This is a genomic window from Microbacterium sp. 2216-1, from assembly GCF_046507855.1.
GTDB lineage: Bacteria > Actinomycetota > Actinomycetes > Actinomycetales > Microbacteriaceae > Microbacterium > Microbacterium esteraromaticum_C.
In genome coordinates, this window is the sequence record NZ_JBKFTM010000001.1 from 432,188 (window position 1) to 456,499 (window position 24,312).

Below are 24,312 nucleotides of genomic sequence, written 5' to 3' on the forward strand. Positions count from 1 at the left end.
TCTCGGTGATCCCCGTGGCACTCGCCCTCTTCGGAACAGACGAAGCCGTTCCGCCGCGCACACGGCGACTGTCGCGGAGCGCGCGCCGCGAACGACACGAACCGTCGGATGCCGGTCAGCTCAGCAACGCGAGCATCGCACTCTCGAAGTCGCGCGCCAGCGCGGCATCCGTGAAGCGCGATGCCGAAGAGCAGCCCGCTTCGGCGACGGAGCTCGCCGTGCGGGAGTCGTTCAGAGCCGCCGCCAGGACCCTGTGGAGCCCCGACGCGTCATCGGGGGGAAAGGTCAATCCCGTGCGCTGATCCTCGACGATCTCGAGCGAGCCACCATGCGCTGACACCACAGTGAGGCAGCCGGCGGCGAGAGACTGCACGGTCACCTGACCGAACGGCTCGGGCAGCCGGCTCGGCATGATCACGATGTCGACGTCCTGCATCGCGGTGAGCACGTCGTCGACATGCCCCGCGAAGACCACTTCGGCTCCGGAGCGCTGCGCCGTCTGCCGGAGCTCGGCGGCGTAGTCCGGTTCCGACTGTGCTTCGCCTCCGAAGATCGTCAGCTGAACAGGTCTGTCACCGCTGGTGAGCCGCCCGACCGCGTCGATCGCCAGGTCGAGTCCCTTCCAGCGCGCAGCACGGCTGAAGCACGCGATGCGCACCGTCGGCTCCTCGAGCACGGGGGTGCTTCTCTGCGCCGTGCGCTGCACCCCCGATAGCGGGTACGCCAGCCGTACGGGGATCGTCCGCAGCGACGCGGGAATGGTCGATGACGTCCATTCACTGTTGGACAGGAACCCATCGAAGCGCGGAAAGATCAGACGGAAATAGGCGAGGCTCTTGATGCCTCGCTGCTGATACCGCTGCATGTCCTCGCTCAAGCGCAGCAGCCGAGGCCTGCGACCGCGCGGCACGAGCGCGAGCACCTGTGCGGCCGCGGTGCTCATCGCGACGACGGGAACACTCGGGTCCACCGTGCGCAGGTACTGCGCCGCTGTGCGGGCGTAGCGGAACAGCGCGGCTGTCGAGAAGTCGCCGGTCGGTTCGAGGACGGTGGTGCGGATGCCACTCTCGCGCATCTGCTCGGCGACGGATCCGCCGGTCAGATAGAGGGCGATCGGCTCGACCTCCTGCAACAGGGGCAGCAGCCTTGCTGCGGAGAGCTGACCGCCTCCGGGGGTACCGGCATGATCGAAGAAGATGACACGACGGCTCATTCGATGACCTCCGCAGTTGCCGGGGCGTGACGCCCCGCGTGCACGGCATCGTCGAGGAGCGCCGAGACGAGCCGCGTCGATTCGCCCCACGAGTACCGCGCGGCATTCGCGAATCCGAGGTCGCGCAGTCGGTCGCGTTCGGTGCGACTCGTGTCGAGGGTGGCCAGGGCCTTGATCATGGATTCCTCATCGTCGGGAGGGAAGAAGAGCGCGGAGTGCCCCAGCACTTCCCGCGCCGGGGGAATATCCGATGCCGCGACCGGAGACCCCGCCGATTGTGCCTCCAACGGCGGTACACCGAAGCCCTCGTACAGGGAGGGGAAGACGAAGCCGCGGGCGCCTGCGTAGAGATCCTGCAGGCGGCTGTCGTCGACGCGCCCGAGCATCTCGACGCCGTCCGCGCTGCGCGGTGATCCGTTCGTCCCCGCCATCGCGGCGGGGCGGGCGCTCCCGACCAGCTTCAACACCGTCGAGGTGCCGGATCTCGCGCGATACGTCTCGAATGCGTGAACGAGCCGGTCGATGTTCTTGTGCGGCAGGAAGGAAGCGACAGCGAGCAGGTACGGGGGCGTCGCCTCCTGATGGGTGCGCGCGAACTCGGCACCGGCCGCGTTCGGCACGACCGAGATGCGTCGCGGATTCAGGCGGTAGGCGGCAGCGATCTCCTGACGCGAGAACTCGCTGACCGTGATGATGCGGTTCGCCCGCGTCAACGTCATGGCCGATAGCAGCCGGTACGAGAGCCGGAAGCCGAGGGCGTAGGTGCGCGGGTGGCGCACGTAAGTGACATCGTGATGCGTGACGATCTGAGGGCGGTACAGCACCGGCCCGGTGTTCATCAGCGACAGCAACAGGGGTGCTCCCAGGTCGCGCCGCAGCAGCCGGGGCAGATCCCACTGCTCCCACCGATGCCCCGTGGTCGAGCCGATCTGCTCGACGACGCGCCCTCCGAGCGTGCTGTGCCGCAGCTCTCCGGGCGGGGCGACCAGGCGCACATCGTCGCGGGACTGCGCGAGGTGCGTCGTGATCTCTTCGGCGAATCTCTGCACACCGGTGAGGTCCTGGGTCAGGAACCTGCAGTTGATCGCGATCATGCGACGAACTGCTCGATGCGTTGGCGGAAGGCATTCTCGCTGAACGCAGCGGTTGCGGTGCGCGGATCGAAAGCGTCGAGGTCGAGTGCGCGACGGATGCCACGGGCGAGGTCTGCGGCGGATGCAGAATCCGCGCTCACTCCGCTCACGCCGGCGCGGAACGTCTCGACCTGTCCGCCGACGGGGCCGGTGACCACCGGCGTACCCGCCGCCTGCGCTTCGACAGGGACGATTCCGAAGTCTTCCACCGGAGGGAAGACGAAGACCTGCGCCTGCTGCAGTAGGGCGTAGAGCATCGCGTCGGAGGGGGAGACGACGATCTCGACGGGGACGGTCGCCCGCTCGGCGAGCGCTCTCAACCGGCTCTCTTCCGGCCCGCGGCCGGCGATGACGGCGGGCATACCCGCCTGCTCTGCGGCGGCGATCACCAGATCGAGACGCTTGTACGGAACGAACCGCGATGCGCCGAGGATGAACGGGCGTGAGAGCGCGTCGAGCAGACGGCGCTCCGAATCATCCGTCACCTGCGTCCGCCAGTCGGGGTGCGAGAGGATCCGTTCGACGGCGACGGGCGGGTGAATGACCTCGGCGTCGCGGTCCCAGGCATCACGGATGCGCTGGCGGACGAACTCGCTGTTGGCGGCGATCGCCGTCGCCTCTTGCGCGCGGCGGCGGTCGATGCGGCGGAAGAACGGTGAGACGCTCCGTACAGCTGCGCTGCTGCCTCGCTCGTCCAGCTCGGGATTCCAGATGTAGCGGGCGGGCGTGTGCGCGTACACGTATTTGGGAACGTCCTGCCGCTTCAGCGTCGCGTGATGCGCGAACAGGTGCGAGCTGACCAGCATCCACTCGTAGTCGCCGCCCGCTTCAAGGCCGCGCCATGCGCCGAGCGCGAAGGGAAGTGCCAGCGCTTTGTGTCGGCGCAGTGGCGTGCGTGCGAGCCAGGTCTCGCGCACCGTGCGCTCGGCGAATCGCTGAGGTGCGTCGTTCCACAGGCATTGCACGTCGGCGTCCGGAAAGGTGCGGGCCATCGCCTCGAGGACGTTCTCGGCGCCGCCGGAGGACTCGATCCACTCGTGAACGAGGAGACCCGTCACTAGGGGCGTCCCATGCCGTGGTACTGCCACCCAGCGGCTCGCCAGGCCGCGGCGTCGAGGCCGTTTCTGCCATCGACCACCACTCGTCCCGATGTCAGCGACGACGCGTGCTCGGGAGTGAGCTCTCGCCGATACTCGTCCCATTCGGTGACCAGGGCGATCGCGTCGGCATCGCGGATCGCGGTATCACGGTCCGGTTCGTACGCCAGTTGCGGGTGCAGGCGCCGTGCGTTGTCGATGGCCTGTGGATCCGTGACCATCACATCGGCACCGAGTCCTCGTAGTCGCACGGCCACGTCGAGCGCGGGGGAGTCCCTGACATCGTCGCTGTGCGGTTTGAAGGCTGCGCCGAGCACCGTCACCTTCTTTCCGAAGACGCTCCCGCCCAGGGCCTGAACCACCAACTCGACCGCGCGGTCACGACGGCGCAGATTGATCGCATCCACTTCGCGCAGGAACGTCACCGACTCGCTCTTGCCGAGCTCCTCCGCTCGAGCGGCGAACGCACGGATGTCCTTCGGCAGGCAACCTCCGCCGAAGCCGATTCCCGCCCCGAGGAAACGTCGGCCGATGCGCTCGTCGTGCCCGATCGCGTCGGCGAGCTGCGTCACGTCCGCGCCGGAGGCCTCGGCGATCTCCGCCATCGCATTGATGAATGAGATCTTCGTCGCCAGAAATGCGTTGGCCGCGACCTTGACCAGTTCGGACGTGGCGTAGTCGGTGACGATGAACGGGATACCGCTGGCCACTGCGGGGTGGTACACCTCACGCAGCACTTCCGCAGCGCGTTCGCCGGAGGGCCCGTCCGGTACTCCGGCCACCAGCCGATCCGGAGTGATGGTGTCTGCGACCGCCCACCCCTCGCGCAGGAACTCCGGATTCCACACGAGCGTGGCGCCTGTCGCGGCAACACGGGGAGCGAGGCTCGCCGCGGTGCCGACGGGCACGGTCGACTTGCCGGCGACCACATCGCCTTCAGAGAGGTGGGGCAGGAGGGAATCGACAGCCGTGTGAACGTACGTGAGATCCGCGGCATGTCCGCCGGGTTGCTGAGGCGTTCCGACACCGATGAAGTGCACGTCGGCTCCGGCCGCCGCCGCGAACTCCGTCGAGAATGACAGCCGCCCGGAAGCGATGCCCTCTGTGAGGATCTGCTGCAATCCCGGTTCGAAGAACGGAGCGTCGCCGTCGGACAGGGTCTTGATCTTGCCCGGGTCGATGTCGATACCGACCACCTCATGACCGATGGATGCCATTGCCGCCGCATGCACGGCTCCCAGGTAGCCGCAGCCAATGACAGACAGACGCATGCCTTATCCTCCCGTGCCGGACATCTCACTCATTGTCGCCCATGTGCGGGGGCGACGCGCCGCAGTGCGACGAAGGGCGCGCCTCCACGGGAAGCGCGCCCTTCGTCGTCGAGGGAACTCAGCTGGCCGAGCAGAGGACCAGCGTCTGCTCGACGCCGCCGGAGCTCTTGGCGCCGGTGCCGGCGGTGTAGCCCGCGGGCAGGGTCAGCACAGCGGTCATCGTCGAACCGACACCGAGCGACACCAGCGAGCGGAGGTCTGCGGTCGCGCCGGCGGCGAGCGGTGCCGTCAGCTCGACCCGGTTGCCCGTGCTGCCGATGAGCTGGATGTCGGCCAGGCCACCCGTGATCGAGAACAGACCGATGTTCGCGATACCCGAGGTCGAGATGGTGATGACCGTGCCCGCCGGGAGCGCTTCCGCGCCCGCCGTGATGGTGAAGCCCGGGCCGAGGAGGCCGAGGACGCCACACGAGCCATCGACCTGGAAGTCGCCGACGTTGGTGACCGTCGACGCGGCGGCCATCGGCGTCGCTGCAACAGCGGCGATGACGGGCAGCGACCACGCGGCGCCCTTGACGAGGGTGCGGCGCGAAAGTTCAGTGCTCTCAGCAGTCATGATTCTCCTGGGGATCAGGCCGGCGGCCTTCGAAGATGGAGGCCTCTCGCGGCGGTCGTAGTCACAGCGACACGATCGAGGTTGGCGGAGTCGGCCCGGCGGCCGTGCTGCAATGTCGCGCAATGATCGAAAGCCGACGGAAAGTGATCGCTGCGCCCGTGACCGCTCCACCGGGTGCGGCGCGATTGGCGCTAGGCTCGTGTACAGCGGGTACGTGTGCATGGGGATGCTGCTCGCGGGGGATCTGGGGAGGTCCGCGTTGGGGAATCCGGCCGATGAAGCCGTTGCCAGGCGTCTGCTGGGCAATGCGTGGAATCCGCGCGCCGCGGCCCGTGCGTACGACGGCGTTCTGGTGACGCGGCACGCGATGTCTCGCAGAGGCGAGTGGACGTGGACCGCGGGTACCGCGTCCCTTGCGGGCATGCTCTTCTCGGACGCCTCCCTGCGAGTGCGTGCGCCACACGCGGCCGTCGACGTGTACCCGGACGACGCGCTCCTTCTGCTCCCCGACCGCGAAACCACCGTCGTCGCGCCCCGCGGCGCGATCATCGTCGCCCTGTGGATTCCGTGGAGCGACCTCGCCGCGAGCGGCCCGCAGTTCCCTGGGATCGCACTGCCCGGCACCTCTTTGACCGCGGGAGTCCGCGCATTCATCGGCTCTCTGGTCGAACAGAAGCCGGTCGGGAACCCACCCGCGGATCCCTTCATCAGCAGGGTGGCGACCCGAATGGTGCGAGCGGTTCTGCACGAAGCGACATCGCCGCAGTTCCCGACCGCCGACCGCATGTGACGCATCGGGCGGACGCCTGAGCGGCCGTTCGCTCGTGAGGTGACTGATAGATTCGGGGGCGCTGTCGCGTTCGTGAATCATGAGAGGGCCGCGCCCACATGGAATTGAGGGACTACCTGCGTGTCGTCCGGGCCCACTGGTTGGGCATGGTGCTCATCGTCGCCGCCGCACTCCTGATCACCTTCGGGTGGGCTCTTCTGCAGCCGAAGGTGTACACGGCCGATGCCACCGCGATCGTGCAGGCCAAGACCGTTGCCGATGACCTCGGTTCGCAGTCGGTCGGCAACACGATCGCGAATCAGAAGGTCAAGACGTATGTCGAGCTCGGTAGCTCTCGGGCTGTCGCCGAGATCGTCATCGACGAGCTGGGATTCGATCGGTCGCCGGCCGCGCTGGTCGGCGATGTCAGCGTCTCGAACCCGCTCAACACGACGTCCCTGCGTGTGTCCGCCGAGGCGGGCAGCCCGCAGGCCGCGCGCGATATCGCCGAGGCATGGGTGCGCGGCATGGCGGCAGTCGTCAATGAGCTCGAGACCTCCAATGCGACTACGACCGGGGCGGTCTATCTCAGCCCGGTCGACTCGGCGCGACTCCCAGAGAGCCCGTCGTCTCCCAACATGCGCCTCGTGCTCGCAATCGGAGGGTTCGCCGGTATCGTCCTCGCGGTCGGATACGGCCTGCTCCGCCACACTCTCGACAGGCGCATCCGAAGCGTGGACGCGGTGGAACGCGAGACCGGAGTCGCAGTCGTCGGAACAGTCCCCGAAGAGAAGACCTTCACGGTCGACAACCGACTGATACCGTTCGACGGCGGCAACTCGTCGGGCAGCGCCAACGCGCACCTGTTCTCGATCGCCGAGGCGATGCGCGAACTGCGCACGAACATCCAGTACATGGATGTCGACAACCCTCCTCGAGTCATGGTCGTCACGAGCCCGTTGCCTGGTGACGGCAAATCGACGACGGCATCGAACCTCGCGATCACCCTTGCGTCGAGCGGTCAGCGGGTCGCGCTGATCGATGGCGACCTGCGGCGCCCGATGATCGACACCATCTTCGGGCTTCCTCGTGGAGCGGGTCTGTCGGATGTGCTCGCCGGGCGCGCGGATCTCGCCGATGTCGCACACCGTGTGGGCGCGCACGGCCGGTTGCTGGTGATCGGAGCCGGAAAGATCCCCCCGAACCCCAGCGAGGTGCTCGGCTCGCAGCGCATGAAGGACCTGCTCGATGCGATTGCGGCCGAGGCGATCGTTATCATCGATGCGCCGCCCCTGATCCCTGTGACCGATGCGTCCGTGCTCGCGCATCGTGCGGATGGCGCGATCGTCGTGTCGACGATCGGAAAGACCACCTACGAGGTGCTTGGCAAGGCGCTGGGGAACCTGGAGCGGGCTGGCGCGAGGGCGCTGGGTATCGTGCTCAACCGCGTGCCTAAACGTGGTGCCGGGGCCGCGTACTACGGGTACCAGTACCACGGCGACTACTATCGCGCGCCGGACGAGGCGCTCGCATCGGATGAAGCGCCCGCGTCAGCCGAGTCGGTGCTCGGTCGCACGGATACGGCCGAGGGGACACGAGACGCCGAAGCGCCGGACGCTCCGCTTCGGCGGTCGACTCACCGCGTGTCATGACGGCTCCGTTCGACGTCGACGCGTTCGGCGTGCGCGTACGGGTGCACGGAACCGGGGCGCCCGCGGCGGACGGCGCATTGCGGGCCGCGTGGGCCGGAGCGCTGAGCACGGACCGGGGAGACGCCGAACGCGAGGTGCACCTGCGCGCGGATGAACCGTTCGATGCGGCCATGGAACGCATCACAGTGGACGTCACGCTCGCCGCATTGGAGGCCCGGCGAGGACGCGCGTTGCTGTTCCATGCCGGCGGCGTCGCCGATCCTCAGGGACGTGTCGCGGCGCTCGTCGGTCCCTCCGGGCGGGGGAAGACCACGTTGAGCCGCGAGCTCGGTACGCACTTCGGCTACGTGTCGGACGAGACCATCGCTGTGGACGCGGAGCACCGAGTCCAGGCATACCGCAAGCCGCTCTCGCTCGTACGCGACGCTGCGCCGAAGCAGCAGGTCTCACCCCAGCAGGCAGGGCTGCGCAGCCTGCCGGACGCCCCACTGCGGCTTGGCACACTGATCATCCTCGACCGCGCGGACGAGTACCAGACACCGACGCTCGAAGCGGTGTCGCTCGTCGAGGCTCTACCGGAACTCGTCACGCAGATGAGCTACCTCTGCGCGCACGCCGAACCGCTGCAACGGATCGCGCGCTTGTGCGATGCCGTCGGCGGCGTGCGCCGGCTCCGCTACGCGGAGGCCTCGGACGTCGTCGCTCTGATGCCCGAGGTCTTCGAGCCCTCGGCACATGCCAGTACGTGGCGGTCATGGCCGCGTCAGACGTCGGCGGGGCCGTTCACGACGGATGCTGTCAGCGATGCGATCATCTCGGACGGCGCCGTCGTGGTCATGGTCGGCGATCGGCTTCAGGTGCTCGGTGGCGTCGCGCCCGTCATCTGGCAGGCCGCGGCAACCGGATCGGATCTCGACGCGATCACTGAAGACGTCGTGGCCGCGTACGGTCTGCCTCCCCGCGGCGATGTGCGCGTCCTGGTCGGCGAAGCGCTCGAACAGCTCCTTGAAGCGGGGGCGCTCAACCGTCGGTGAGCGCGATCGCGCGCAGGTGGTGCTCAGGTGACGGTCTTCGGGGTACCCATGGCTCGACGCAGCTCAGTCGGCGTCGGTACGCCGGCAGCATGCAGCGCTCGCCGCATCTGCAACGACGAGGTGAATCCCGAGAACTGTGAGACCTCATCCACGGTGAGGCTCGCGTACAGCGGGTTGCGCAGCATCGACTCGGCCAGCTCCGCACGCATTCTGCGCAGCAGATCCCCGGGGGTCTCGCCGATGGCGGCAAACGCTCGCTGCAGTTGGCGCGGTGAAACGTGCAGCTCGGCAGCCAACTGCGACGTCGAGAAACCGGCATCTTCCCGCCGCATCAGAATGACGGTGCGTGCCCGCTCGATCAGTGAACTGGGCCGTCTCTCTGCTTCGACGGACTGCTGTTCGACCAACGAACCGAATGTCATCTCGGCGAGTAGTCGTTCGACCGCGTACCGCGACATCGAAGAACCTTCGTCGTTGTGGCGGAGCACAGAATGGGCGAAGGTGCGGAAACCGACCGTGAGCGGCGATGAGACCAGCGGGGTCGTCGGAGGCCGTATTCCGTCCGTGAACTCGCTCAACAGCAGCTCGGGAACCCAGAGCACAAGAGCCTCGGCCCCCGACGTCCACGAGACCGTCTCGGCGGCATCCGATGGCAGCACGCAGCCGATCGGCGCGGGGCGGATCGTCGTTGTCGGTCCGGTCGGCAGCGATGCGCCGTCGGTGGCGAAGACGACGGCCGCATGCGGCGAAGGCGGGGGAGACGAGGGCCATCGCCACGGCGCCTGAGGCGTCTGATGGTGAGTGACGACGATCGAACGAAATCTTCGGGTGCTCACCAGACCCGCATCGTGGGCGCTGAGGCCCAGATGCGACGACAGGAGCGAAGCTACGCGCGAATGTGTCATGTGCAGAGGCGGAGTGTCCGAGACTGACAACCGGCACGGCGCGCGGTCGACTATCGCTAGGCTACCAAGCGACGGGAACGGGGGTGAGCAGGCGTGCGCATCGCGGACAGTGTGGCATGGACCCACAACGGCGGACGTGTGGTCGTTCTGGACCTCGCGGAGCCTGCGTCGGCCCCGATTGCGCTGGAGGCGAGCGCGGCGTCGATCTGGCACGAGATAGCGGAGCGCGACGACATCTGTATCGATGCGTTGCTGACGAGTCTGGCCTCGGCCTTCGAGACGACCGAGAGCGAGATCCGGCAGGACGTCGAGACCGTCGTGGCGCGGTTGGTCGAGAGTCGGCTGTTGGTGCCATGACGTTGGCCGCCGATCCCGCCGTGGGGGGCTTCTCGCTCGACGAGGCGAACGAGCTCGCTCACGCACAGGTCGCGCATGTCGCGGCGGAGAACGGCATTCGTGTGCTGTCGATCAAGGGGCTGGTCGCCGACCGCTACCGGCTGCGTGTGCCGCGTGTGGCGGCGGATGCCGACGTGTGGGTCGACCCCGCTCGACGCGATGATCTCTGCGAGTTGCTCGCGCTTCGCGGGTGGCACGTGCGACGAGAGAGGGAGGTCCCCTCGCTCACCGGCCAGCACTCTGTCACGTTGATCCGTGATGACTGGCCGAATGACATCGACGCGCATCATCGCTTTCCCGGCTTCTTCGCCACGGATGCTTCGGTCTTCGAACGTCTGTGGCAGAGCCGGGAGCAGATGATCATCGCCAACACCACCGTCGCCGTACCGTCGCGGGGCGCCAGCGCGGTGATCGCAGCGCTGCACGCGGTGCGCTATTCGAAGTCTGAACGGCATTCGCTGGAGCTGCGAGACGTCGTTGAACGGCTGCGCGACGACTTCAGTTCCCAGGAACGGACGGAATTCTTCGACGTCGCCCGGGTGGGGTGTGCGCAGTGGGTGCTGCGCGATCTCTACGACCAGCTCGGAGAACGCTGGCAGACCGATGCCGATGAACATCAGCGCCGCGTCTGGCAGCTCAACAGGGAAACCGTCGAGGACGGGGCCACGGTCTCGTGGCTCGATGCTGTCCGCTCCGCACCGCTGGCGCGAAAACCGGCCGTGATCCTGCGCGCCGCGTGGATCTCGCGCGCGGACATCCCACGAAACGACCCGGACCGCCTGCCGACGCGCCGCGAAGCGTGGCAGCACCGGGCGCTACGGTGGCGTCGGGGGTTCGCCGCGCTGCTGAGGTACGCGCGGGTCACCCTGCGTTGAGTCGATGAAGGTCAGCCCAGCGCCGCACGCAGGACGCGCTCGGCGGCGTTGAGCCCCGGCGCCATCTGCTCGGCAGACTCCCGATACACCGCATCCGACTGGCGGAACGGGTCGACGACGTCTTCGTCACCCGTCGCACGCGGCGCGGTGGCGCGCTGGTCCGCGACATGCTGCAGGACCGCGTTGAGACGTGGCCGGGCTTCGGCGAAGGAGGCCGCGGCGTCACGCAACTGCTCGTCGTCCAATGTCGCAACGAGCCGCGCGAACTCGCGCACGGTGAAGATACGGTGCATGCGGCTCGGCGCGAGCTGCATCGCGTGCGCGCTGTGCTGCGCCGTCATCGTCAGCACCAGATCGGCATCCCGCAGCATCGTCTCTGTCAGCATGCGCGCCGTGTGCGACGTGGTGCGCTCCGCCGCGACGCCATCCAGTTCAGCGAGGCCGCGAGCAGGTGCAGGCATCCCGCGCCCGACCAGCGCATGCGTTCCCGCGCTGTGCACGCGCAGGTCCAGGTCGTCCACACGCGTCGCGAGCACGGATTCCGCAAGCGCGGAGCGACAGATATTGCCGGTGCAGACGGTGAGGATGTTCGGTTGCCCGTCCGGCACCCGTTCGGCATCGCCGGAGAACACGGAGGCAAGCGAGAACTCGGAGCGCGACGTCGATGACACAGGAGCTTCACCCACAGGTCGTTTTGCCGTGGGCGGGCTGGGGGTGGCCTCTCGGAGCCGGCGTTCGCGCCGGGTGAGCGCCATCGTGGGTTCGGGGTTCGGGGGAGATGGCCGAGTCGCGCGTCCGGGGGCTTCGTGAGTCGAAGGAAGGTCGGTTCGGCTCGATACCGGGTGCATCGAACGCGTGGTGTCAGTCACAGCTACAGGCTAGCGACAGCCTGCCACGCCCTTCGCCGTGTCACCGGAAGTCGATGAGCCCTGCGCGTGCCGCCACGACCAGTATCTGCACGCGGTCGCGCACATGCCATTTCGCCATAATGCGCCCCAGGTGTGCCTTGACCGTCCCCTCAGACACGATCAGCGAGTGCGCCATCTCGGCGTTCGACATGCCCTGCGACAGCCGTTGCAGCACCTCGGTCTCGCGCTCGGTCAACTTCTCCAGCGCGCCCGCTTCGCTCGAGGGTGCCGTGCTGCGCACATGACGCACGAGCAGTGAGGCGATCCGCGGCGACAGCGAGCTCGCGCCGCTGTGCACCTCGCGCACTCCAGCGAGGATGTTCTCGGCGCTGGAGTCTTTGAGCATGTACCCGGATGCCCCCGCGCTCAGCATCGGAAGCACCGTCTCGCTGCCGTCCAGCGTGGTCACCGCGAGGATGCGCACGTCGGGCCAGCGCTTGGCGATCACCGTCGTCGCCTCGATGCCGTTCATCTCGGGCATCTGCACGTCCATCATCACCACGTCGGGCAGATCGCGTTCGAGGAAGGCGATCGCCTCGCGCCCGTTCTCGGCTTGGCCCACGACCTCGACCTCGGGATCGCGTGACACGAAGTGCGACAGCGCGGAGCGCACCAGCGGGTCGTCGTCGACGATGAGGACTCTGATCTCGGGCATGGCTCGAGCCTAATAGGGCTGCCAGAAGGTCAGAAAGAGATGTAGACGTTTGGGCAATCAAGTATGGCCACGAGACAGATGTGCTCTCTCGGCCCAACCGAGAGGATCAATAGGTACCTGGCCAAATGTTCACTTGTGGAGGTGAATTCCATGTCCTTCTGGGAGCGTCTTGCCCGCCTTTTCGGTGCTATCGGATGAGTCTATCCGCCAGGGTTGTCGACCTGGGCGATACTGGGGCGATGTCCCTCCGCCTGCCATCGCGCGACGATCAGGGTCGCCTGCGGCTGAACCGAGGTGAACGTCTGACCGCCGTCGAGCGGATCGTCGTGCTCTGCTTCCTCGTCGTTGTGATCGGCATCGACATCCTCAACCTTGTCGTCACGTCGGGCGCGGATCTTGCGGGCTCGCTGTTCAGCCTCACTGCTACGGCGGTATTCATTCTGTACCTCTGGTGGCCTGCCACGGCCACGGCGGTTCTCGGGCTCGTATTCGTCGTCTCGGTCGGTGCTGGAGAGCAGGCCGCAGTGCTCTTCACCGCAGCGATTGCTGCTGGATTGGTGTTGCGCCTGGGGGCGACGGCACTCGTACTGTCCTACGCCGCTGGCTTTCTTGTCGCCGCCGCTGTGGTCGCCCTCGTCGATTCCGATGAGGCAGCGAACATCGGCATCAATCTTGTCGTGGCCGCCGTCGCCGGCGCCATCGGTTTCGCGCTGCGACTCGCTTCTGCCCGAGGCGAGCGCCTGGAGCAGCAACTGGCTGAGCGCGCCGAGCAGGAGCGGCAGGCCGTCCTCGCCGAGCGACGGTGGATCGCCGGCGAACTGCATGACAGCATCGCCCACCATCTCACTGTCGTGTCCCTGCACGTCCAGCTGCTCGACGACCCGAGCGCACGTGCGGAGTCTCAGGATGCGATCCGCATCGCCGCCCGCAAGGCGATGGCCGACCTTCGCTTCGTGATCGACCTCGCTGACGACGGGCCGCGTTCCGCAGTGCACTCCGGTGACCTCGCCACGGCGATCGCCGAGGCCTCAGGCGAGATCGAGGCTGCCGGTCACACGGTGCGTACCGAGGGTGCGCCGGATGATGCCCGAATTCCGCGGATGGCCGAGATCGTACTGGCTCGTATCGTCCGCGAGTCGACCACGAACATCCTCAAGTACGCAGGTCACGGCGATGTGGTCATCCGTGTCGAGACGGACGACGACACCGTCTCGCTCACCATGCTGAGCCCGCTCGCCGAGACACCTCGCAAAGATGTGCCTTCGAGCGGAACCGGGCTGAACCGGATGGCAGAGCGCGTGATCGGTGCCAGCGGAGACTTTGCCACCGGCGCCGAGGGGCAGCAATGGCGCGTCTCCGCACGCCTTCCCGTGACCTGACGCGCACGCCCCTGACAGCGACCTAGACGAAAGTCCACTGCAGTCTCGCCGTTCGGACGTACCATCGGCGATCGCGGCCGCAATATCCTGGCATCTCCCCAGTAACGGCGTCCCCCAGCGCCACGATCGCGGGCGCACACCCCAGGGCTTCGAATCTATTGCGCCCGCGATCAACTGGTTAACGCGCGGGTCAGCCCGCCGCAGCGAACTCGGGAACGGTGTCGTTCTTGAGCGCCTCAGACAGAGCCGCCAGGCCCTCCCAATCGGGCCGTACGATCGACTGATCGCCCACCATGCCGGTGCCCAGCGTCGGCGACGTCATGAACATGATGTCGCCCTGATCGATACCGCGCAGGCTGAAACCGAGTGCGCCGATCGTGGCCACATCGAGTCCGGAATCCACCGTCAGGTATGGGGACATCGCATCCACCGACGCGGCGATACGGCCCGGATCGGTCAGCGTCTCGCGACTGAGCATCTTGTCGATCACGCCCTTGATGAACGACTGCTGGTTGCGCACCCGCTGATAGTCGCCGTCCGTGAACGGATACCGGGCGCGCACGAACGCCAACGCTTCGTCACCGCGCACATCGACGACGCCCCGCTCGAACGTGAAGCCCTCAGACGTGAACGGGATCGAGTTGTTCACCGAGACACCATCGAGCGCCTCGGTGAGTCCCTTGAACCCCTCGAAATCCGTGATCGCCACGTGATCGATCGGCACGTCGATAATGCCCTCGAGCGTCTCGATCAGCAGCGGCACGCCGCCCAGAGCCAGTGCCGCGTTGAGCTTGTGCTCGCCGTGCCCCGGGATCTCGACCCAGTTGTCTCGCATGAACGAGATCACCTGCGCACCCGAACGATCCGCGGGGATGTGCACGAGCAGGATCGAGTCGGCACGCTGACCGCGGATGCCCTCGAGATCGCCCTCCAAGCCGCTGCGCGAATCCGAACCGAGCATCAGGATGTTCACCGCTTCAGGGTTCGCCGCCGTCGGACGCACCGTGGGGAACACCTTCGCGGCCGGGAGCTTCTCGGCCTTCTCGAACGACGCGTTCAGATTCCACAGGTAAACGCCAGCGGTCGCAGCGGCGGCCAGCAGCGCGCCGACCAGCACGAACACGATCACCCACGGCCAGCGACGCCGACGACGCGGCGTTGCGTCGAGGGCGAAATCGGAATCGCTCGAAGTCATGCACTCAGTATGAACGGTCGAGGTGCATTGATTCTGTGTAACGCAACAGCACACCCTCGCGCAGCGCCCACGGAGACACCTCCAGCTCGTCGATGCTCAGCATCTTCATAGCGGTGTGCAGGCACACCGCGGCCGCGACGATCTGAAAAGTGCGGTCGGGCGTGATGCCCGGAAGCTCCTGGCGGGCGGATGCCGGAAGCCGGGCCAACCGCGGAATCCACGACTTCAGCGCCGAGCGCGACATCACCGTGCGATCGAACCCCAGACCTGACACCTCTCGTCCCGCGAGGTTCGCCAATGACCGGATCGCCTTGGACGAACCGACCAGGTGATCCGGAGCATCCAACGTTCTCAACTTCGCCACCACCGGAGCCAGCACGCTGCGCGCGTGCGCACGAAGCTGCTCGACAGCATCCTCCCCCGGAGGATCTTGCGGCATGAACTCCACTGTCATGCGTCCTGCCCCCAGCGGAACCGACTCGGCCACCTCGGGCACCTCGTCGCCGCCGGCGGCGAACTCGAACGACCCACCGCCGATGTCGAGCAGCAGGATGCGCCCGGCATCCCAGCCGAACCAGCGTCGCACAGCCAGGAACGTCAGCTCGGCCTCTTCGACGCCGGTGAGCACCTGCAGCGGTTGGCCGAGGGCATCCTCGATGCGCGCGATCACGTCCTCGCCGTTGCGCGCCTCACGCACCGCGCTCGTCGCCGTCGCCAGCAGCGTCTCGACGCGCTCCTGTTCAGCGACCTGCCGGGCGCGACGCACCGCCGAGACCAGGGCGTGAACACCTTCTTCGCTGATCGACCCATCGGAAGTCAGAAAGCGCATCAGGCGCACGACGCTGCGATCGCTCGTCGTCGCCTGCGGACGGCCCCCTGGGCGGGCATCCGCCGCCAGCAGGTGCACCGTGTTCGAACCGATGTCGAGAATTCCCAAACGCACGGAAAGAGACTACTCGCCGGGGGCTTGCGCGTCCGCCGTTACGATGGAGCGCGTGACCGCCGCAGACCCGACCCTGCCCCTGTCTCCGTACCGCGAGATAGACAGAGCTGACTGGGCGCGCCTGGCCGCAGGGCTCACCCAGCCGCTCAGCGAGACTGAGATCGTCGAACTGCGCGGAATCGGTGACCGCCTCGACCTCACCGAGGTGCGCGAGGTGTACCTGCCGCTCAGTCGACTGCTCAGTCTCTACGCCAGCTCGACCCGTGCACTCGGCGCAGCAACCAGCGCCTTCCTGCAAGAAGAGGACACCACTACGCCGTTCGTCGTCGGCGTCGCTGGATCGGTCGCCGTCGGCAAATCGACCATCGCCCGCCTGCTGCGTGAACTGATGAGCCGCTGGCCCGGCACCCCCCGCGTCGAACTCGTCACCACCGACGGATTCCTGTACCCGAACGCCGAGCTCGAGCGCCGCGGGATCATGGACCGCAAGGGCTTCCCCGAGGCCTACGACCGACGTGCACTGCTGCAGTTCCTGACCGAGGTCAAGAGCGGCGCCCCCGAGGTGCGTGCACCCTTCTACTCGCACATGCGCTACGACATCGTGCCCGACGCACACGTCGTGCTGCGTCGCCCCGACGTCGTCATCGTCGAAGGTCTCAACGTGCTGCAACCGCCGCCCGCGCCGCACGATCCCGCCGTCAGTGATCTGTTCGACTTCTCGATCTTCGTCGACGCCGACACCGAACACATCGAGCGCTGGTACATCGACCGGTTCCTCGCGCTGCGCAAGGGGGCCTTCAGCAACCCCTCGTCGTACTTCAACGTGTTCGCGCACCTCACCGACGACGAAGCCGTCGCCACGGCATTGGGGTACTGGAACGAGATCAACATGCCCAACCTCGTCGAGAACGTCATGCCCACCAAACACCGCGCCACCCTCGTGCTGCGCAAGGGCGCCGACCACGCCGTCGAGAGCGTGCAACTGCGCAAGGTGTGAGCGACTCAGTCTTGAACGCCGGCTGTCGATCCCGCTAGGGTCGGAATCGCGTGTGTGTCGAATAGCTCGTGGGGAGCCACCGCACACGCGGACTGGGGAAACATATGAACAATGACGTTGAGCGCGCCCAAGAAACGGGTATCAGCCGCCGAACCGTCGCCAAGGCCGTCGCCTGGAGCGTGCCGGCCATCGCCGTCGCCGCCACCGTTCCGATCGCCGCGGCCTCGTGCGTCGAGACCACGAGCTTCGACAACCTGCGGGTCGGATCACGCCCCTCGATGCTGACGTTCGAGCCATCTGGCGTCACCGCGAGCCTCAGCTACACCGCCAGCGGCGGGGATTCGACGCCAGGCGACACCGGCAAGGTGGCTGCGACGTCGACCAGCCCAAGCTGGCGATACCTCGAGCTGCAGCTCGTCGAGGACCTCGACGGAGGCGATTGGGTCGAGATGACGATCGCGCTGAGCCAGCCCGTGACGGGGCTGTCGTTCATCATCCACGACATCGACAAGTCCCGATCGGGTGGGCGCGTCAGCTGGGTCGACGAGGTCGTGGTCTCGCCGGCCGGGTTCACGCCCCAGCGCGGCAGCAACGTCGTCGGCAACGGCACCACGTCCGCGCCGTTCACCGCGGACGCCTGGGGAGACACGCCGATCAGCGGTGGTGCGGGACGCGTCACGCTGACGTGGAGCAACACGGTGCAGCAGGTGACGGTGCGGTACCGCGCGGGCCGCGACGGCAGAGCGCGGTCGCAGCACGTCGGCATCGGCGCGTTGCGCTATGACGCGTGCCTCCCGCCGACGCAGCAGGCGCGTTCGATCGCGCCGCGGAGCGCTCCTATTCCGCTCGACGGAGACATCTCGGTGGGTGAGCCGCCCGCGGCGCTGCACGACGCACACGTCGACAGCTGACCACCGGGCTCCGCACCAGTCAGGGTGCCCGCCGTGTCCACACGGCGGGCACCCTGTCTGCGTTCGCCGATTTGTGCAGACCGCCAGCATTTACGCATGGATCCCTCGCAAAAAGCGACGTTTACGCTGTAGTCCATGTGTGGAATCGTCGGATACGTCGGCCTGCGGCCCAGCCAGGACATCCTTCTCTCAGGGCTCTCGCGACTCGAGTACCGCGGCTACGACTCGGCAGGAATCGCCGTGATCGACGAGCGGGGCGAACTCGGCATGCGCAAGAAGGCCGGTAAGCTCTCGGCGCTGCGCGACTCGCTCGCCGATAGCGCCCTTCCCGATGGCAGCACCGGCATCGGGCACACCCGGTGGGCCACCCACGGCGGACCCACCGACCTCAACGCCCACCCGCACCTCTCTGACAACGACAAGCTCGCTGTCATCCACAACGGCATCATCGAGAACTTCGCCGCACTGCGCGCCGAGCTCGAAGCCGAAGGCGTCACCTTCCGCAGCGAGACCGACACCGAGGTCGCCGCCGCACTGCTCGGGCGCGAGTACCGGGCATCCGAGAACCTGGAATCCGCGTTCCGCAACGTCGTCAACCGCCTCGAAGGCGCGTTCACCCTGCTCGCCATGCACGAGGACCAGCCCGGCCTCGTCGTCGGAGCGCGTCGCAACTCGCCGCTGGTGATCGGCCTCGGAGACGGCGAGAACTTCCTCGGTTCCGACGTCGCCGCCTTCGTCGAGCACACCCGCAACGCACTCGCGATCGGGCAAGACCAGATCGTCGCGATCACTCCGTCCGAGGTGACCGTCACCGACTTCGATGGCAACCCGGTGGAGGCGCAGCCGTTCGAAGTCTCGTGGGACGCCGCCGCCGCCGAGAAGGGCGGCTGGCCGTCGTTCATGGCCAAGGAAGTCGCCGAGCAGCCCGATGCCGTCGCTAACACCATCCGCGGACGCATCGCCGACGGCGAGGTCGTCATCCCCGAGCTCGACGGACTGGACGCCCTGTTCACCGGCATCCGCCGCATCATCATCACCGCCTGCGGCACCGCGTCCTACGCTGCGCTCGTCGGAAAGTACGCCATCGAGCAGTGGGCGCGCGTGCCCGTCGACGTCGAACTCGCCCACGAGTTCCGCTACCGCGACCCGGTGATCGGCGAGGACACCCTCGTCGTGTCGATCAGCCAGTCGGGCGAGACCATGGACACCCTGATGGCCGTGAAGTACGCGCGCGAGCGCGGGGCGCGCACGCTGTCGGTCTGCAACACGCAAGGCGCGACGATCCCGCGCGAATCGGATGCCGTCGTCTACACCCACGCCGGACCCGAGGTCGCTGTCGCCTCGACCAAGGCATTCTCGGCGCAGATCACCGCACTGCTGCTGCTCGGCCTGCACATGGGGCGCGTGCGCGGGGTTCTTCCCGCCTCTGCCTCGGATGTCGTCGCCGAACTGCAGGAGCTGCCCGGACACGTGGCGCACGTGCTCGCTGAAGAGACCGAGCACGTCACCCAGCTCGCGGGCTGGATGGCCGATACCCGCTCGGTGCTGTTCCTCGGACGACACGTCGGTTACCCGATCGCCCTCGAAGGTGCGCTCAAGCTCAAGGAGATCTCGTACATCCACGCCGAGGGCTTCGCGGCCGGTGAGCTCAAGCACGGCCCGATCGCCCTGATCGAGCCCGGCCAGCCCGTGTTCGTGCTCGTGCCGTCGCCGCGCCACTCGGCGCTGATCCACTCGAAGGTCGTCTCGAACATCCAGGAGATCCGCGCCCGCGGTGCCCGCGTGATCGTCATCGCAGAAGAGGGCGACGCCGCCGTGCTGCCGTACGCCGACGAGGTCATCCGCATTCCGCTCGCTTCGCCGATGCTCGAGCCGCTGCTGGCCGTCGTGCCGCTGCAGATCTTCGCCATGGCGCTCGCCACCGCGAAGGGCCTCGACGTCGACCAGCCGAGGAACCTGGCGAAGTCCGTCACCGTCGAGTGAGGGGCGTCCCGCTGTACGTTTGGCGGGAGTTTGTACGTTTGGCGGGGGAGTCGGCGGTAGTTTCACTTGCATCCGTACGATTTCCCGCCAAACGTACGGGGCTATCGGGGCGTTCGGGGCATTAGTCAGTCCTGGTTGCGTCGTAGCGCGGCGAGGATCGCGGACAGCACGGATGGCCAGTGCTTGATGATCTGGTCGTAGTCGAAGCGCAGGGTCTCGTACCCCAGGGCGGATGCTGCAGCATCCCGAACCCGATCCCTGTGCATCTTGTCTTCGGCCTCGTGATTCGCGCGGCCGTCCGTTTCGATGATCAGCCGTCCTGCGACGACGATGTCGACCTTGCCGACGCCCGACAGGACGACCTGGGTCTGCACCGCGATGCCGAGCAGATGCAACCGCAGGCGCACCAGCGACTCCAGCCCGCTTTGCGCGCCGTCGTGAGCGAAGTCGACGAGCCAGTGCGCCGCGCGGGGGAGTGCCGCACGGACCCGCGCCCGTGCACTCGGCGAGAGGAGCCTCTTGTTCCACGCCGACTCGAATGCACAGAAGAAGAACTCCTCTCCGTAGCAATGGAATGCATGCACCAGAGCGTGCTCCACGTCGGCGACGCCGAGCGCCATGTGGCCCGGACGGAAGTGGGCGACGCACGAGCATCCGACGTGGTGCTCCCGTCCCGCCGCACCCATCCACACGTGCGCAACGGCGTCGTCTCGAAGTGTCCAGATGCCGTGGAGGCGCAACGCACCCGCGCACGTGAGCGCGCCGCCGTGGCTCGCGGCTGTGCGCACCTGCGGTGATAGAGCATCGGTCGCGAACACGCCGCGGCGGATCCTGGATATCTCGCCACGCGCGACAGCATCCGCAAGATCGCGGCGAGTGAATCCGAACGCGGTGAGCTGGCGCCCGCGCGCGAGCGCCCCGAACCGATTGACGAGTTCACGGGCGGTGATGGCAGTCGGAGCGGGCATGCGGTCAGCCTGCAGGTTCGTGTGGCTTTTCGGATGCTCGATCGCAGCGCCCGGGGAGAACTCGGGTGACGCTAGTGACTGGGGACAGCGACTGTGCACCGTACGTTTGGCGGGAGTGTGTACGTCTGCCGGGGGACACGCCGGTGGTTTCGCCTGCATCCGTACGAACTCCTGGCAAACGTACGTAGGGCGAGGTGGGGGAGAGAGCGTGCGCGGCGCGCGGTAGTGTCGCCCTAAGCGCTGTACGCTTTTTGTTCGTAAGGGTTGCTAACAAAGGTGTGAGATGAACAGACCCCACGACACCCGTGGTGATCGCTTCGGCAGTGCCTTCGGGCCCTCGCGTGAGTTGCGCTCCCGGGTCAAGCTGCTGCCCGAATACGCCCGCGCGCACAATCGCGCCCTCGTGCTGCAGACGCTGTACCACGCGGGCGAGCTCAGTCGCGCCGACCTCGCCCGTGAGACCGGGCTGACCAGGGTCACGATCTCCGACCTCGTCTCTGAGCTCATCGCTGACGAGATCGTCAAAGAGAAGGGCACCCGAGAGTCGTCTGGGCCCGGCAAACCCGCGACGTTGATCGACATCGACCGTGGCGGGCATCAGATCATCGGCATCGACCTCTCCGGTCCGTCACGGTTCGAAGGTGCGGTCATGAACCTCGACGGCGAGGTCATCGCGCGAGACACGATCGACCGTCCGCCGGGAGATGACGGCGAAGCCGGATTCGCCGGGATGCTCGAGCTTGCCAGGCGCATGATCGCAGCATCCGATCGCCCCATTCTCGGCGTCGGCATCGGCACCCAGGGAGTCGTCAGCGCCGACGGTGTCGTCCTCAGCTCGCCCAACCTGGGGTGGCAGGGGATGCCGCTGCGCGACCGCACCCGCGACGAACTCGATCTGCCCGTCATCGTCGGCAACGACGCCAATGCGGCCGTGCTCGCCGAGTACACCTTCGGCGGCGACCGCAGTGACTTCATGCTCATCAAGGTCGGACGAGGCGTCGGCGCGGGGCTGATCACCGGCGGCCAACCCCTGACCGGCAGCCGCTTCGCGGCGGGCGAGATCGGTCACGTCGTCGTCGGAACCGACGGGGGGCCGCGGTGCGTGTGCGGCAGGGACGGATGCCTGGAAGCCTGGGTCAATGTCGTGCGCCTGCGCTCGGCGATCGCCGACGACCCCGCCTCACGCGAGGAGATTCTGCGGGATGCCGGAGCGCGCCTGGCGATCGGCATCGCCCCCATCGTGGCAGCGCTCGATCTGTCGGACATCATCCTGTCCGGGCCGGCGGAGCTGCTCGACGACGTCTTCATCGCCGCTGCGCTCGAGACGCTGCATGAGCGCACCCTCGACGGCGTGTTCGACGACATCACGATCCACCGCACCGTTCAGCCCGACATCGTGCTGCACGGCGCTGCGGTGATGGTGCTCGCCGCGCAGCTCGGCATCTCGTGATCGCCCGGTAGCAGGCATCCGCCACGGCGTTCTCCCCACGCGGAGGGCGCTGCTTCGGCATGCCCTCGCGCCTGTTCGACGCGCCCGGCCGGGCGCCCTGCGGACGCGCGATCGGGGGTTTTGTCGCCGAGTCCCAATCGTTATCGGAGGGCAGGTGGCTCCACTCGTCTTTATTTGTTAGGTTGCTGTCCTAACAAACCCCATCCCGCGGGTTTGCCTCCGCCCGGAGGGCTCCCTCCTGCAATGCAGCACCGAGAGGAATCTGAAATGATCCGCACCAAGACGCGCAAGATCGCGTTGACCACCGCCGCGGGGGCATCCGTCCTCGCCATGGCACTCACCGGCTGTTCCCCCGCCGACGCGGGTGACTCGGGAGAGGCGAATGAGCGCCCGCTGCGCGTCTGGGCAGGTAGCCAGACGCCCATCACCGCGAACTACAACCCGTTCGCGCCCACCGTCCTGCACGGCGCCCTTGGTCCGATCTACGAACCGCTGTTCTTCTTCAACAAGACCGCCGACACCGAGCCGGTCGGCCTGATCGGCGAGTCGTACGAGTACAACGAAGACGGCACGCAGATCACCATCAAGGTCAAGAGCGGCCTGAAATGGTCGGACGGTGAGCCGCTGACGGCAGAAGACGTCGCCTTCTCGTTCAACTACGAGGCCAACAACCCCACCGGCAACGGACTGACCTCGGCCGAGGCCACGGACGACACCACCGTCGTGCTGACCTACGCATCGGCGCAGTACACCACCGAGTTCCAGCGCCTCGGTTCGACCTACATCCTGCCCGCGCACATCTGGAGCGAGGTCGACGATTTCGCGAACTTCGCCAACGAAGAGCCCGTCGGATCCGGCCCGTACGTGGTGAAGACCACCAACAGCGAGTCGTACATGCTGGTCGCCAACGAGAACTTCCGCGACGCGGACGAGCTCGGTGTCAAGACCGTGCAGTACGTCGGTGTCGACAACAACCAGACCGCACAGGACCTGCTCGCCGCCGGCAAGCTCGACTGGGCCGGCATGTTCATCCCGAACCCCGACTCGGTTACCAGCAACGGCAAGATCGAGTGGCTGAACACCCCGCAAGACCCGGTGGTGCTCTACACGTGCTCGAATGCCGACCTCGGTTGCGCCGGTGCGCAGACCGACGTCGCCGTCCGCCAGGCGCTGAACGTCGCCGTCGACCGCGGCACCATCAAGGAGAAGGCGTTCGTCGGCCTGACCGGCGACATCTCGCCCACCTACGCGCTCCTGCCGCGTGACGAGAAGTGGGTTGCAGACCCCGCCAACCAGCTCAGCCCGCAAGAGGCCGACGCCGCTGCGGCCGGTGAGATCCTCGAGGCGGCCGGCTACGCCAAGGGCTCGGACGGTTTCTACGCCAAGGACGGCAAGACGCTCGAGCTCAGCCTGACCTCGGTCGACGGCTGGACCGACTTCAACGACGCCGCCAAGCTGATCGGTGAGCAGGCCAAGGCCGCTGGCATCAAGATCAACGTCTCGACCGTGCAGTGGCAGGAGTTCTCGGATGCCCGTCAGAGCGGCCAGTACGAGCTGATCGTCGGTGGCTCCATCGGCACCTCGGTGGCCGACCCGTTCCAGATCTACCGCGACTGGTTCGGCGGTGAGCTCGTCGAGTCCACCTCGGTGGTCGGCGAAGAGGTGCCCCCGGGGCGCTGGAACTTCAGCCGCTACAGCAACCCGATCGTCGACGAGGCGATCCTGGCGGCGACCAGCACCAACGATGAAGCCACCAAGCAGGAGCTGTATGGCACCATCCAGGAAGAGATCGTCAACGACGTTCCCTACATTCCGCTGGTGATCAACGCCACCCAGACCTTCTACAACTCGAAGGACTTCACCGGCTGGCCCACCGAGGACGACCTGTACGCGTTCCCGCCCTCGTGGGGTTCGATCGCCACCGGCTACATCCTGCAGCAGCTCGAGCCGGTCGGCTGAGGC

At 67.1% G+C, this 24,312-nt stretch carries 22 protein-coding genes; 11 read left to right on the top strand and 11 right to left on the bottom strand.

Annotated features, from left to right (window positions below):
- Positions 1-115: 115 nt before the first annotated feature.
- The 5 genes from ACLD0U_RS01970 to ACLD0U_RS01990 all read right to left on the bottom strand — a co-directional run bounded on the left by ACLD0U_RS01970 (position 116) and on the right by ACLD0U_RS01990 (position 5,330).
- Complete coding sequence (locus tag ACLD0U_RS01970; RefSeq protein ID WP_410339675.1) at positions 116-1,213, bottom strand: glycosyltransferase family 4 protein; 1,098 nt, start codon at positions 1,211-1,213, stop codon at positions 116-118.
- Complete coding sequence (locus ACLD0U_RS01975; protein ID WP_410339676.1) at positions 1,210-2,307, bottom strand: glycosyltransferase family 4 protein; 1,098 nt, start codon at positions 2,305-2,307, stop codon at positions 1,210-1,212. Before ACLD0U_RS01975 ends, ACLD0U_RS01970 begins: the two co-directional genes overlap by 4 nt.
- Positions 2,304-3,404, bottom strand: coding sequence for a glycosyltransferase (locus tag ACLD0U_RS01980; protein ID WP_410339677.1), 1,101 nt, complete (start codon positions 3,402-3,404; stop codon positions 2,304-2,306). Before ACLD0U_RS01980 ends, ACLD0U_RS01975 begins: the two co-directional genes overlap by 4 nt.
- The gene (locus tag ACLD0U_RS01985; RefSeq protein WP_410339678.1) at positions 3,404-4,714 is read right to left on the bottom strand and encodes a UDP-glucose dehydrogenase family protein; all 1,311 of its coding nucleotides are present in this window, start codon (positions 4,712-4,714) and stop codon (positions 3,404-3,406) included. The genes ACLD0U_RS01980 and ACLD0U_RS01985 overlap by 1 nt, the downstream gene beginning before the upstream one ends.
- Positions 4,715-4,832: 118 nt before the next feature.
- A complete protein-coding gene (locus ACLD0U_RS01990; RefSeq protein ID WP_410339679.1) occupies positions 4,833-5,330 on the bottom strand; it encodes a hypothetical protein in 498 nt (165 codons plus the stop codon).
- A 220-nt stretch (positions 5,331-5,550) separates the two neighbouring features.
- Here ACLD0U_RS01990 and ACLD0U_RS01995 point away from each other — a divergent pair, with 220 nt between their 5' ends.
- From ACLD0U_RS01995 to ACLD0U_RS02005, 3 genes are all read left to right on the top strand, one after another.
- A complete protein-coding gene (locus ACLD0U_RS01995; RefSeq protein ID WP_410339680.1) occupies positions 5,551-6,120 on the top strand; it encodes a hypothetical protein in 570 nt (189 codons plus the stop codon).
- A gap of 98 nt (positions 6,121-6,218) precedes the next feature.
- Complete coding sequence (locus tag ACLD0U_RS02000; protein WP_410339681.1) at positions 6,219-7,751, top strand: polysaccharide biosynthesis tyrosine autokinase; 1,533 nt, start codon at positions 6,219-6,221, stop codon at positions 7,749-7,751.
- A complete protein-coding gene (locus ACLD0U_RS02005) occupies positions 7,748-8,785 on the top strand; it encodes an ATP-binding protein (RefSeq protein ID WP_410339682.1) in 1,038 nt (345 codons plus the stop codon). Before ACLD0U_RS02000 ends, ACLD0U_RS02005 begins: the two co-directional genes overlap by 4 nt.
- 23 nt (positions 8,786-8,808) lie before the next feature.
- Here ACLD0U_RS02005 and ACLD0U_RS02010 read toward each other — a convergent pair whose 3' ends face one another.
- Positions 8,809-9,621 carry a helix-turn-helix domain-containing protein gene (locus ACLD0U_RS02010; protein WP_410339683.1) on the bottom strand — a complete coding sequence of 271 codons (813 nt, stop codon included), beginning with the start codon at positions 9,619-9,621 and terminating at the stop codon, positions 8,809-8,811.
- Positions 9,622-9,783: 162 nt separating this feature from the next.
- On the opposite strand from ACLD0U_RS02010, the gene ACLD0U_RS02015 reads away from it, so the two are divergent.
- Together ACLD0U_RS02015 and ACLD0U_RS02020 are read left to right on the top strand one after the other, a co-directional pair.
- Positions 9,784-10,047: a PqqD family protein gene (locus ACLD0U_RS02015; RefSeq protein ID WP_410339684.1), complete on the top strand. Its 264-nt coding sequence runs from the start codon at positions 9,784-9,786 to the stop codon at positions 10,045-10,047.
- Complete coding sequence (locus tag ACLD0U_RS02020) at positions 10,044-10,961, top strand: nucleotidyltransferase family protein (protein ID WP_410339685.1); 918 nt, start codon at positions 10,044-10,046, stop codon at positions 10,959-10,961. Before ACLD0U_RS02015 ends, ACLD0U_RS02020 begins: the two co-directional genes overlap by 4 nt.
- Positions 10,962-10,972: 11 nt before the next feature.
- Here ACLD0U_RS02020 and ACLD0U_RS02025 read toward each other — a convergent pair whose 3' ends face one another.
- Together ACLD0U_RS02025 and ACLD0U_RS02030 are read right to left on the bottom strand one after the other, a co-directional pair.
- On the bottom strand, positions 10,973-11,632 hold the full coding sequence (locus tag ACLD0U_RS02025) for a low molecular weight phosphatase family protein (protein WP_410339686.1): 660 nt from the start codon (positions 11,630-11,632) through the stop codon (positions 10,973-10,975).
- 238 nt (positions 11,633-11,870) lie between these two features.
- A complete protein-coding gene (locus ACLD0U_RS02030) occupies positions 11,871-12,524 on the bottom strand; it encodes a response regulator (protein ID WP_410339687.1) in 654 nt (217 codons plus the stop codon).
- A 239-nt stretch (positions 12,525-12,763) separates the two neighbouring features.
- Here ACLD0U_RS02030 and ACLD0U_RS02035 point away from each other — a divergent pair, with 239 nt between their 5' ends.
- Complete coding sequence (locus ACLD0U_RS02035; protein ID WP_410339688.1) at positions 12,764-13,903, top strand: sensor histidine kinase; 1,140 nt, start codon at positions 12,764-12,766, stop codon at positions 13,901-13,903.
- Between the two features lie 190 nt (positions 13,904-14,093).
- Here the strand turns inward: ACLD0U_RS02035 and ACLD0U_RS02040 are convergent, their stop codons facing one another.
- Both ACLD0U_RS02040 and ACLD0U_RS02045 read right to left on the bottom strand, forming a co-directional pair.
- Positions 14,094-15,098, bottom strand: coding sequence for an LCP family protein (locus ACLD0U_RS02040; protein ID WP_224817346.1), 1,005 nt, complete (start codon positions 15,096-15,098; stop codon positions 14,094-14,096).
- Between the two features lie 4 nt (positions 15,099-15,102).
- Complete coding sequence (locus ACLD0U_RS02045; protein ID WP_410339689.1) at positions 15,103-16,041, bottom strand: Ppx/GppA phosphatase family protein; 939 nt, start codon at positions 16,039-16,041, stop codon at positions 15,103-15,105.
- A 43-nt stretch (positions 16,042-16,084) separates the two neighbouring features.
- On the opposite strand from ACLD0U_RS02045, the gene coaA reads away from it, so the two are divergent.
- The 3 genes from coaA (at position 16,085) to glmS (ending at position 19,932) form a co-directional block, all read left to right on the top strand.
- Entirely contained in the window at positions 16,085-17,038 is a 954-nt protein-coding gene (coaA, locus tag ACLD0U_RS02050; protein ID WP_179411610.1) for a type I pantothenate kinase, read from the top strand.
- 104 nt (positions 17,039-17,142) lie between these two features.
- On the top strand, positions 17,143-17,949 hold the full coding sequence (locus tag ACLD0U_RS02055; RefSeq protein ID WP_224817348.1) for a hypothetical protein: 807 nt from the start codon (positions 17,143-17,145) through the stop codon (positions 17,947-17,949).
- Between the two features lie 135 nt (positions 17,950-18,084).
- Positions 18,085-19,932, top strand: coding sequence for a glutamine--fructose-6-phosphate transaminase (isomerizing) (gene glmS / locus ACLD0U_RS02060; RefSeq protein ID WP_410339690.1), 1,848 nt, complete (start codon positions 18,085-18,087; stop codon positions 19,930-19,932).
- A gap of 125 nt (positions 19,933-20,057) precedes the next feature.
- Here the strand turns inward: glmS and ACLD0U_RS02065 are convergent, their stop codons facing one another.
- Positions 20,058-20,900 carry a DUF559 domain-containing protein gene (locus ACLD0U_RS02065; RefSeq protein WP_410339691.1) on the bottom strand — a complete coding sequence of 281 codons (843 nt, stop codon included), beginning with the start codon at positions 20,898-20,900 and terminating at the stop codon, positions 20,058-20,060.
- Positions 20,901-21,183: 283 nt separating this feature from the next.
- Between ACLD0U_RS02065 and ACLD0U_RS02070 the strand changes: the two genes are divergently transcribed.
- Positions 21,184-22,350 carry an ROK family protein gene (locus tag ACLD0U_RS02070; protein WP_410339692.1) on the top strand — a complete coding sequence of 389 codons (1,167 nt, stop codon included), beginning with the start codon at positions 21,184-21,186 and terminating at the stop codon, positions 22,348-22,350.
- 267 nt (positions 22,351-22,617) lie between these two features.
- Entirely contained in the window at positions 22,618-24,309 is a 1,692-nt protein-coding gene (locus ACLD0U_RS02075) for an ABC transporter substrate-binding protein (RefSeq protein ID WP_410339693.1), read from the top strand.
- The last annotated feature ends 3 nt before the right edge of the window (positions 24,310-24,312 follow it).

What these genes read in the sequence shown, in the direction of transcription:
- ACLD0U_RS02005 (WP_410339682.1), top strand. Translation starts at nt 7,748, where the DNA reads ATGACGGCTCCGTTCGACGTCGACGCGTTCGGCGTGCGCGTACGGGTG.
- ACLD0U_RS01995 (WP_410339680.1), top strand. Translation starts at nt 5,551, where the DNA reads ATGGGGATGCTGCTCGCGGGGGATCTGGGGAGGTCCGCGTTGGGGAAT.
- ACLD0U_RS01990 (WP_410339679.1), bottom strand. Translation starts at nt 5,330, where the DNA reads ATGACTGCTGAGAGCACTGAACTTTCGCGCCGCACCCTCGTCAAGGGC.
- ACLD0U_RS02070 (WP_410339692.1), top strand. Translation starts at nt 21,184, where the DNA reads ATGAACAGACCCCACGACACCCGTGGTGATCGCTTCGGCAGTGCCTTC.
- ACLD0U_RS01970 (WP_410339675.1), bottom strand. Translation starts at nt 1,213, where the DNA reads ATGAGCCGTCGTGTCATCTTCTTCGATCATGCCGGTACCCCCGGAGGC.
- ACLD0U_RS01975 (WP_410339676.1), bottom strand. Translation starts at nt 2,307, where the DNA reads ATGATCGCGATCAACTGCAGGTTCCTGACCCAGGACCTCACCGGTGTG.
- ACLD0U_RS02055 (WP_224817348.1), top strand. Translation starts at nt 17,143, where the DNA reads ATGAACAATGACGTTGAGCGCGCCCAAGAAACGGGTATCAGCCGCCGA.
- ACLD0U_RS02000 (WP_410339681.1), top strand. Translation starts at nt 6,219, where the DNA reads ATGGAATTGAGGGACTACCTGCGTGTCGTCCGGGCCCACTGGTTGGGC.
- ACLD0U_RS02020 (WP_410339685.1), top strand. Translation starts at nt 10,044, where the DNA reads ATGACGTTGGCCGCCGATCCCGCCGTGGGGGGCTTCTCGCTCGACGAG.
- ACLD0U_RS02075 (WP_410339693.1), top strand. Translation starts at nt 22,618, where the DNA reads ATGATCCGCACCAAGACGCGCAAGATCGCGTTGACCACCGCCGCGGGG.
- ACLD0U_RS02030 (WP_410339687.1), bottom strand. Translation starts at nt 12,524, where the DNA reads ATGCCCGAGATCAGAGTCCTCATCGTCGACGACGACCCGCTGGTGCGC.
- ACLD0U_RS02035 (WP_410339688.1), top strand. Translation starts at nt 12,764, where the DNA reads ATGTCCCTCCGCCTGCCATCGCGCGACGATCAGGGTCGCCTGCGGCTG.
- coaA (WP_179411610.1), top strand. Translation starts at nt 16,085, where the DNA reads ATGGAGCGCGTGACCGCCGCAGACCCGACCCTGCCCCTGTCTCCGTAC.
- glmS (WP_410339690.1), top strand. Translation starts at nt 18,085, where the DNA reads ATGTGTGGAATCGTCGGATACGTCGGCCTGCGGCCCAGCCAGGACATC.
- ACLD0U_RS02040 (WP_224817346.1), bottom strand. Translation starts at nt 15,098, where the DNA reads ATGACTTCGAGCGATTCCGATTTCGCCCTCGACGCAACGCCGCGTCGT.
- ACLD0U_RS01985 (WP_410339678.1), bottom strand. Translation starts at nt 4,714, where the DNA reads ATGCGTCTGTCTGTCATTGGCTGCGGCTACCTGGGAGCCGTGCATGCG.
- ACLD0U_RS02065 (WP_410339691.1), bottom strand. Translation starts at nt 20,900, where the DNA reads ATGCCCGCTCCGACTGCCATCACCGCCCGTGAACTCGTCAATCGGTTC.